6 protein-coding genes are annotated in these 9,427 nt (G+C 52.0%); 5 read left to right on the top strand and 1 reads right to left on the bottom strand.

From position 1 onward, the window contains the following. The first annotated feature begins 240 nt into the window (after positions 1-240). The 3 genes from P1S59_13845 (at position 241) to mltF (ending at position 4,788) form a co-directional block, all read left to right on the top strand. On the top strand, positions 241-1,446 hold the full coding sequence (locus P1S59_13845) for an MFS transporter (protein MDF1527318.1): 1,206 nt from the start codon (positions 241-243) through the stop codon (positions 1,444-1,446). Positions 1,447-1,962: 516 nt separating this feature from the next. Then, positions 1,963-3,297: a multiheme c-type cytochrome gene (locus P1S59_13840; protein MDF1527317.1), complete on the top strand. Its 1,335-nt coding sequence runs from the start codon at positions 1,963-1,965 to the stop codon at positions 3,295-3,297. A 126-nt stretch (positions 3,298-3,423) separates the two neighbouring features. Continuing rightward, on the top strand, positions 3,424-4,788 hold the full coding sequence (mltF, locus tag P1S59_13835; GenBank protein ID MDF1527316.1) for a membrane-bound lytic murein transglycosylase MltF: 1,365 nt from the start codon (positions 3,424-3,426) through the stop codon (positions 4,786-4,788). 529 nt (positions 4,789-5,317) lie between these two features. Here the strand turns inward: mltF and P1S59_13830 are convergent. Then, complete coding sequence (locus P1S59_13830) at positions 5,318-6,073, bottom strand: response regulator (protein ID MDF1527315.1); 756 nt, start codon at positions 6,071-6,073, stop codon at positions 5,318-5,320. A gap of 422 nt (positions 6,074-6,495) precedes the next feature. On the opposite strand from P1S59_13830, the gene P1S59_13825 reads away from it, so the two are divergent. Further along, a complete protein-coding gene (locus P1S59_13825; GenBank protein MDF1527314.1) occupies positions 6,496-7,890 on the top strand; it encodes a sigma-54 dependent transcriptional regulator in 1,395 nt (464 codons plus the stop codon). Between the two features lie 587 nt (positions 7,891-8,477). Next, the coding region (locus P1S59_13820; GenBank protein ID MDF1527313.1) for an ABC transporter substrate-binding protein at positions 8,478-9,427 on the top strand (950 nt) is incomplete at its 3' end.

The raw sequence follows: 9,427 nt of genomic DNA, 5'->3' as shown, positions 1-9,427 counted from the left end.
CTTTAGTATTCCGCACAAGCGAACGACTCAGCAACGCCGCCGGAACGGAAAAGAACCTCGTGAATAGTCCGGGCTAGGAATGACGCAGCATCGCTCTGTCCGGCCCGGTGGTATATCCGGGCCGAAATTTTTTCCTGCCGGCGCGCGAGTTCGAGGAATGCGATCAATTAAAGATGTGTACGGTAACCTTTCCAGTCAAATAACCCGGTACTCTATTCCGGATGTGGGGTGGATTGCACCGTGACGGGCGAACATGCGGCACTCGGCACCGATGGTGAGAAGGTAGTCCCTTTCAGGAACAGGCTGGCGCCCCTGCTGTTCATGACGGTTATTTTCCTTTTCAATTTCCTGGCGCGGTTTATCTGGGGTCCGCTTCTCGTACCCATCGAAAAGGACCTGGGGCTCAGCCACACGGGAGCCGGATCCCTGTTTTTAATCATAACCATCGGTTACATGATTGGTCTCCTGATCTCGGGATTCATCTCACAGAAGATCTCCCACCCGGCTACCATTGGGTACTCATGCATCTCTTGCGGGGTTGTACTAGCCGGGGCCTCCATGTCGGTCTCCCTGCTCTACCTGTGTGTTTCCCTCGTACTGCTGGGCTTTACCACCGGCATCTACCTTCCTTCGGCCATTCCCACCCTTACGCACGGGCTGGCTCAGCGTGATTACGGCAAGGCCTATTCCTTCCATGAGGTCTCCCCGAGCCTGTGTTTCATCCTCGGTCCCATTCTGGCCAACATCATGCTTCGTCACTATCCGTGGAAGATGGTACTTCTCCCGGTGGCTGCGGGCATTTTCATCCTGGGGTTTATCTACCTTGCCCGCCCCATCACCGGGAAGATCTACGGTGAAGCGCCCACCTTAAAAAACATCGGGCGTATACTGTCGGAAAGGCAATACTGGTTCCTGCTCTTCATCTTCATGCTGGCCGCCGGCGCTAACGTGGGTGTATACGCTATGCTTCCCCTCTATCTGCAGGCAGGCAGGGGGCTGGACCAGACGACAGCCAATACACTTCTTTCCGTGTCCCGGATAGCCGCGATCTTTTCGCCGTTCCTGGTGGGCTGGGTGACGGACCAATTCGGGGCCGGCAGGGTACTGGCTGTGATCGTATTCTTTAACGGGGTGGCCACAGCGACCCTGGGAGTGAGTTCCGAGCTCCTCTTCAAAATGGCGCTTTTTGTCCAGCCCATGCTCAGCACAGCTTTCTTCCCCCCCATCTGGACCATCATGTCGGACATCGTAGATCCCCGGGCACGGAACCTGGGGGTGTCCCTCTTAGTGCCACCGGCGTTCATCATCGGTGCGGGGGTCCTTCCCACGATAATCGGAGCCTTCGGCGATGCTGGCATGTTCCCGGCCGGTTTCGTTCTGTGGGGCGTCCTAACTTTTACAAGCTTCTGGCTGGTACGTTTTACGTTGAGAACGGAAACAAATTAAGTCGCAGGACGCCGGACGCAGGAGGGGATAAACGCGGCGTGAGGGCTTGGGAGCATGGCGCCTGGGGAGTCTTATGAAGGGGGGCAGGGGACTGGTTGAAATCAGGCCCTGAATTGTGGCATATATAACCCGATAGATCGGAAACACCACAATTCAAACTTCAACACTCAACGTTAACAGGGTCGCAAAAAGTCCGTTATCGGCTTTTTGCTCAACGGAAAGGGAAAAGCGTCGTTTCCCCTTTCCTCACGGATCGATGACGCAGGCTGGCGCTCATCGATCCGGGCGCCCTCCTCGGGGCGCGGACAGGGTCGCAAAAAGTCCGTTATCGGCTTTTTGCTCAACGGGAAGGAAAAAGCGTGGTTTCCTCTTTCCTCTTTGACCTGGATCAATTCTTCAGTCTTCCGCCCGTGATAAAAAATATCATGCCTGAGACCTGCTATTATTAAAAAAGAACATTTGGTTGGTAAAAGGAGCTTTTGTGACCAGGAATCACCCACTAAAAGGGGGAACCACATGAAAAAAGTATTACTTGCCATTCTTGTATTTGCCGTTTGCTCTTTGCTGGCGGCCGGTCCGGCGGCGGCCAAAATTTCGGAGGCAACCGGCGAGTGTCTTGAATGTCACACTCAAGGCACTCTCGGCATCGTCAAGCAGTGGGACAAGAGCAACCACTGGAACGCTGGAGTGGGCTGCTACGAGTGCCACAAGGCGGAAAAGGGCGATAAGGACGCCATGGACCACAACGGCTACACCATCGCCATTATCGTTTCGCCCAGGGATTGCGGCAGGTGTCACGCCGCCGAGACAGAGGAGCAGGAGGCCAGCCATCACGCCGAAGCTGGCAACATCATCAACTCGGCAGACGGCCTGCTGGGCCAGACGCTGGGTGGTCCGCCGGCTGTGGCGGTGGGGTGCCGCCAGTGCCACGGTTCCATAGTGCTAACGAACAACGATGGCACCCTTGATCCGAGTACCTGGCCCAATACTGGTATCGGGCGCATCAACCCCGATGGTTCCAAGGGTTCGTGTTCGGCTTGTCACACCCGGCACCGGTTCAGCAAGTCACAGGCCAGAAAGCCGGAAGTGTGCGGCAAGTGCCACCTTGGCCCCGACCATCCACAAAAGGAAGTTTACGAAGAATCCAAACACGGAATTCTCTACAGGGCTTTCGAAGATGAGCTGAACATGGATCAGCCCAAGTGGGTAGCAGGGGTGGACTACTTCGATGCTCCCACCTGCGCCACTTGCCACATGAGCGCCGGGGGCAAGGAGGGCGTCACCCACGATGTGGGGAAGCGGCTCAGCTGGAACCTTCGCGCTCCTGTTTCCAAGAAGATGGAAAATAGCCAAAAGAAGCGGGCTGCCATGGAGGAGATCTGCACGGCCTGTCACGCTGGTGGCTTCGTAGACGGTTTCTACAAGCAGCTGGACGAGTTTGTGGAACTTTACGACACCAAGTTCGGGATCCCGGCAATGGAGATCAGAGATCTTCTCCACAAGGAGGGTGTGATTCCCGCAGGCAACTTCAACGACGAGATCGATTGGATCTACTGGGAACTGTGGCACCACGAAGGACGCCGGGCAAGGCACGGAGCCGCCATGTCGGGTCCGGACTATGCCTGGTGGCACGGTCTGTATGAAGTGGCCAAACATTTCTATACAGAGTATCTGCCCGCAGCAAAGCGTCTGTCGGAGGAGGCCGGTAAACCTGAGGTGTACGAGAAGATAATCAACCAATATATTCTCAGTGATGAGAGGCATGAATGGTTTATCAAGGGCTTCGACCAGAAGAAACTGGAGGAGATCCAGAAATATTATCAGGAAAGGTACCAGCAGAAGGTTAACTGATATCAGTTATCTGTTTGCAGGAAAGCGGGGGCGGAAAATATTCCGTCCCCGCTTTGTTTGGGTCCGGGCCGACTCCGCCTCTCAGGGCGCATCGCAAAGGGACGATTAACCATGGTATAGTTAGGGATGTTGAGGGGTCTTATAAAGTCTTTCCTCTTTTTCATGTTTTTAACTTTCCTCACCGGTTTGTTCTTTTCCTGCCAGAAGGTCCACCTTTCCAAGCCAACTTCCCTTGAGCGTATTCGTGAACGCGGAAGCATTATTGTAATTACCCAGAACAACGGTAGTACGTACTATCTTTACCGGGAACAACCCGCCGGATTCGAATACGATCTCGCTGCCGAGTTCGCAAGGTACCTGGAAGTCGATCTTGAAGTGGTCACCCCCGGATGGCTGGAAATGTTTGACATGCTTGATCACGGTGAAGGTGATTTCATCGCGGCGGGAGTAACGGTTGTTCCTTCCCGGAAAAGGCGGGTCGATTTTTCCGATCCTTACCTCACCGTTCAGCAGGAAGTGATCGTGCACCACGATAATTACGATATTGAGAGTGTAGACGACCTTAATGGAAAGACGGTCCACGTCAGGGCAGGGACTTCCTACCAGGAGCGACTGGCGGAGCTTCTCGGGGAGGGTGTGGACATGGAGCTGGTTCTGGTTCCGAATGTACCCACCGATGAGCTGATCAGGCAGGTGGCGGATTCAGAGATCGAAATAACCGTGGCCGATTCCAATATTGCACTTCTCAACAGGATGTATCATCCGGACATAAGGATCGCTTTTCCCCTGTCTGAACCGCAGTCCCTGGCGTGGGCTGTACGTAAGGGTAACGGGGAATTGCTGGAGACCATGAACGGGTTTTTCACCCGGATCAGAACTGACGGGACCTTGAATGAGATCTACAGTCTATACCATGACGATGGGAATAGTCTGAACAGATTCGATCTCAAGGCGTTTCACCTGAGGGTGGAAACGGACCTGCCCCGATACCGGAAGATGATAAGAGAGGCTGCGGATAAACATGGGTTCGACTGGCGCCTCATAGCCGCCATGATCTACCAGGAATCCCATTTCAACCCGCGCGCCAGAAGCCACACCGGAGTCAGGGGACTAATGCAGGTGACACAGAGGACAGCTGCTGAGATGGGTGTCGTCAACCGGATGGACCCGGAGCAGAGTATCGACGCAGGTGTGGGATATCTGGCCAGCCTCTATGAGCGGTTTGACGATATCGACAACGAAGAGGACAGGTTATTGTTTTCTCTGGCAAGCTACAACGTGGGATATGGACACGTCAGGGATGCGCAGGAGATAATAAGGCAGCACGGTCGCCAGGACAATTCCTGGTCATCCCTTGTTGAGGCCCTGCCTTTTCTGCAGATGCCCGAATTTTACCATGAGACACGGTACGGATATGCGAGAGGGACCGAGCCTGTCCGCTATGTGGAAAATATCATGGCCTACTACGAGATCCTGAAAAAGAAAATTTAAAATGGGGTTTTTCCGGTTTATGCGTACCTGGTTTTAACAACGGTACTTATAAAAGCGATATTTTTTACTAAATAGTCCACTTCCTTATTCTTCCTCCCCCTTGAGGGGGGAGGATAAGAGGTGGGGGTGAAAATTCCCCCTCACCCCACCCCTCTTCCACCGGGGGAGAGGGGGAATAATATCGAAATCAACTGATTGATTCCTCAGTCTGCCCTGAGTCCAGCCCATGGCGGGACCGAAGGGTGTTCTCAGTGTCCTTTAGTGAGTCACATTATTGAAGTGAGTGACGAACGGGTGGTGAAAAAATTGAGGTTTTGTTTCATTGCATGATTTAACTCCGTGAAACCCTGCCTGCCCTGCCTGTCCCGAGCGTGTCGAGGGGAGCAAGCGAAGCGCGTCTATGGGTGTACCATCTGTGGTTAATTAAGTTTTTAGAATTTGACAGTTACCGGTTTGGTGAAAGCAGGGCTCATTTGCAGGTACTCATTTCCCGGATGAGTCAAAAATGAGATTTGAGATTGAGCTACACCTACCATGAGCCGTTTTCGAAAGAAGTATTTTTATCAAAAAGAGCAGAGTTGACTCCTGTCCGGGTTTCAACAAAGCTGCTTATCCGCTTCCTCATTGCCTGGTCGATAGTCAGGAAATAGATTCCAGCACCGGAAGAGCCGCCCGTTTCCATTGAATTACACCAGACCACGGCTGCTGTACGGATGTGGATCTTCCCTTCCTGATCCGGCAAAGGAAAGGAAAGCTCCATCAGGTCTCCCCTGATAAGCTGCTGTTCAATCTCTACGAAAACTCCGTTACTGCTGAGAGTGTGAACGGTGATGGGGTAATCCCTTTCATCCAGGGTCGCTGTGCCCGCGATCGACACCCGGATCCTGTCGCAAGCCCTGAGGTTGGTGCCGAGAAGGTTTTCCACCACCGAAAGCAGCAGGTCTCTTCTTACTGGTTTGAAAATAAGCCCATCGCAATTGGATAAAACAGATGCATCCCTTGACCTGCCTCTCGTGCCTGAGCTGACCAGGACCACCGGGATGGAGGCTGTTTCGGGATCCCCTTTCAGAATTTGGCAGACCTGGTCCCCGTCCATGTCCGGCATGAACAGATCCATAAGGATGAGATCAGGTTTCACGGAGCGAGCTATTTGCAATCCGTCCGATCCGTTGCGGGCGGTGTGAATATGGTAGCGACTGTGTCCGAGGTGGGATATCTGGAGCTGAATAAAGAGTTCAACGTCATCCACAATGAGCAAAGTCTTTTTTTCCTTACTGTTCTTCATCTTTAAAACCCCATCGCCTCCTGGACTTGTGAACCTTCTCATTGGATCAAATGGTGGCATGTTTTTCATTCAATATGTGTACCAAGGTGAAGGCTGTAAAATACTCTTTATTTTCAGCAGGTTCCATGGGAGGGGTTGCATGTGATCCTTGAAGGGTGTACATGGATAGAAACATGTGCACACGATAGTGTGCAGGTTGTGCCGGGCAGGGAAAGGCTGGGGACTGCAAAGGTGTACCGGAGGAGACCAGTCGTGCAATCTGGCAGCCTGGCAAGCCGCTGCAGAGGGCATAAAGCTGGAGATCCCTTGAAATTAACCAAAGAAAGAATATTTTTTTCCCCTTGAATGAATAGGGGCAAGGATATTGCATCCCCTCATTGGTTAAGCTTTAACGACAGGATATGACAGGAGACGACTGCATCATGGATACCGAAAAAATGGTTCTGAACCAGACAGTTCTTGTTGTTGATGATGAAGCACCGGTGCGGGAATCTCTCGAGACCCTCCTGGAGGATCTCTTTGTCGTTCTTATGGCTGAAAACGGTGAAATGGCCATGAAGTCACTGGGTGAAAGTGAGATAGATCTGATTATCCTGGATGTGATGATGCCCGGGATGGGCGGAATGGCTACTCTGGACGCCATTATGAAGTTGGCGGATCCTCCCGAAGTGATCATGCTGTCCGCCGCGGACAGTGCGCGCCTGGGTGTGCAGGCGATAAAAAACGGCGCTTTTGATTACATAGCGAAACCTTTCGATTCAACGGAATTGCTCAAAGTTGTGGAGAAAGCGCTGGAGAAAAGACAACTCAAGAGAGAGGTTATTTACCTCAGGTCTGAAGTGGTCAAACTGAGCGGTTTCAGCAATATCGTCGGTAAATCCAGAGGCATGCAGGAAGTATTTCGTATCGTTCAGCAGATCTGCAAAACGGATTCCAACGTTCTCATAACGGGCGAGAGTGGGACCGGAAAGGAGCTGATAGCGCGGATCATACACTCCAAAGGGCAGAGAAACAGCGGTTCCTTTGTGTCTGTGAACTGTGCCGCTATCCCTCAGGAACTGCTGGAGAGCGAATTTTTCGGGCACGAGAAAGGATCGTTCACGGGTGCCCATGAGAGAAGGATTGGCAAGTTCGAACTTGCCAAGGATGGGATCATGTTTCTGGATGAGATCTCAACACTCAGACAGGACCTCCAGGCTAAACTTCTCAGGGTCCTTCAGGAGCGCGAATTAACACGAGTTGGCGGCAGCCAGTCCATCAGGGTCAATGCCCAGATCATCTCCGCAACGAACCAGGATCTACGTGAACTGATAAGCGAGCACAAGTTCAGGGAGGATTTGTATTACAGGCTCAACGTTCTTCCCGTACACCTGCCCCCTCTCAGAGAGCGCAGGAGTGATATCCCGCTGCTGGTCCGGCACTTCCTCGGGAAGATCGCCTATCGCCTGAACAGGAAGGTATCGGATGTCACACCCGAGGCCATGGAGGTATTCAAAACATATCATTGGCCAGGGAACATCCGGGAGATGGAAAACCTGCTGGAGCGCCTTGTTGCTTTCTCCGCGGATAACAACGCATTGGATGTCCATGATCTGCCTAACGAGGTAGTATTTCCAGAGCCCAGCAGCCATGGAGGGATCGTGGTCAGTTCCAAAGGTCTTCTGGATGCCAGAGGCAGGTTTGAAAAAATGTATATCCTGTCAGCCCTGAGGAAGTCCGGATGGAACCAGTCCGAAGCCGCCAGGGAGCTGGGGATCCACAGAAACACCCTCATCAAAAAGATGGCAGCCCACGGCCTGGGGCTCAGGTACGGATGATGGTGTCGGAACAACCCATTTCATATGCACACTATCGTGTGCATATGGCTTATCTATCTGTAATCGTTAAATAATTCTCCCTATTTAGCCCTGAATCTGCCTCACATGCACACGATAGTGTGCAATTTACCTCCTCCTGTTTCGTGGGTGCTACTCATTATCTCTTTATTTTCAGTGACTTGGAAAGATATTAACAGTTGGCAAGGGTCTTGCTCTAGTGAGTGGTATCAGGGACAATTGAATTTTTAACTTTCAGGTAAACTCTAACTTTCGGGAGGAGATAAAATGAAAAAAGCAATGGTAACCATGACGATAACCGCGTTCACGATCATGACCTGGGCAAGCATCGTACTGGCTTCTGGTGGTGGTGGAGGGATCTAATTCTCATAAGATTCCTGAGCCGAGAGCTAGGGGGAAGGAAACGGGAGGTGGACAGTTCACCTCCCGTTTTCCGTTTACAGAACGGAAGTTTCTCCCAACGAAAGTGTTCAGATCTGAAACATGTTCAAATTGGTCAAACCTTTGTTGACATAACCACCCCACTCAAGTGAATATGGCACAAATAGTTGATGCGGAGGTGGTTGACCATGTTCACTCGTTTTTTTACGCGTAAATTTTTTTTGGTTGGTTTGAGTTTTCTGCTGGTTGGATTCTGGGGGGGTACGGCCCTGGCCGGCGGTGTGTTCCGCTTCCCTCTGTTCTATGTTCCGTCCAGCCTTGACCCGGTGAAGGATGAACTCATCTCCACCTACCATATTGTACAACAGGTCTACGATGGGCTGGTGGCCTTTGACAGCAACCTCAGAGTAGTACCGGGACTTGCCGGGAGCTGGACCATCAGCAGGGATGGAAAACAGTATGTCTTTACACTCCGCAAAGGCGTGCGTTTCCACAACGGCAAAGAGGTTTCAGCCGAAGACGTAGTAGCCTCCCTGGCCCGCCTGTTTAAGCCGGAAAACAAGACATCCGCAAGAGAATTTCTTTACCGTATTAAGGGTGCCAGGGAGTTCCGGGACGGCAAGGCTGATAATATCAGCGGCATCAAGGTCCTGAGTGAAAACCAGGTAGCGGTGGACCTGGTGGAGCCTTACGCTCCCTTCCTCTCTGCTCTTGCCATGCCCATCACAAAGATCGTTCCAAAGGAAATGATCGATGACCCGAAGCAGCCTCTAGGCCGGAATCCGGTGGGAACGGGGCCTTTCCGCTTTGAGTCCTGGCAGGACGGTACAATCATATTAAAAGCCAACAGGGAATATTTTGCCGGACCACCTGAGTTGGACGAGGTCCAATTCCATTTTTACCCAGCTGAAAACAGAGACGAAGCCTTTCCGGATTTTCTGAAGGGAAAATTGGAGGGTTGTCCTATTCCCGGTTCTGCTGATCTTGCTGAATTGAGAGGTCAGGGTTACCAGATATTGATAAGGACCAGATTGTCTTTGTTGTTTTACGGGATGAATGTCCGCAAACCGCCTCTTGATGATCCAGATTTTAGGCAATCTCTCTTGCTGGCCCTCAGCCGGGAAAAACTGTCCAGCGA

The organism is bacterium (assembly GCA_029210965.1).
Lineage (GTDB): Bacteria > BMS3Abin14 > BMS3Abin14 > BMS3Abin14 > BMS3Abin14 > JALHUC01.
The sequence above is the reverse complement of the archived record's forward strand: the minus strand, read 5'-3'. Positions and strand labels throughout refer to the sequence as shown.

What these genes read in the sequence shown, in the direction of transcription:
- P1S59_13840 (MDF1527317.1), top strand. Translation starts at nt 1,963, where the DNA reads ATGAAAAAAGTATTACTTGCCATTCTTGTATTTGCCGTTTGCTCTTTG.
- mltF (MDF1527316.1), top strand. Translation starts at nt 3,424, where the DNA reads ATGTTGAGGGGTCTTATAAAGTCTTTCCTCTTTTTCATGTTTTTAACT.
- P1S59_13830 (MDF1527315.1), bottom strand. Translation starts at nt 6,073, where the DNA reads ATGAAGAACAGTAAGGAAAAAAAGACTTTGCTCATTGTGGATGACGTT.
- P1S59_13825 (MDF1527314.1), top strand. Translation starts at nt 6,496, where the DNA reads ATGGATACCGAAAAAATGGTTCTGAACCAGACAGTTCTTGTTGTTGAT.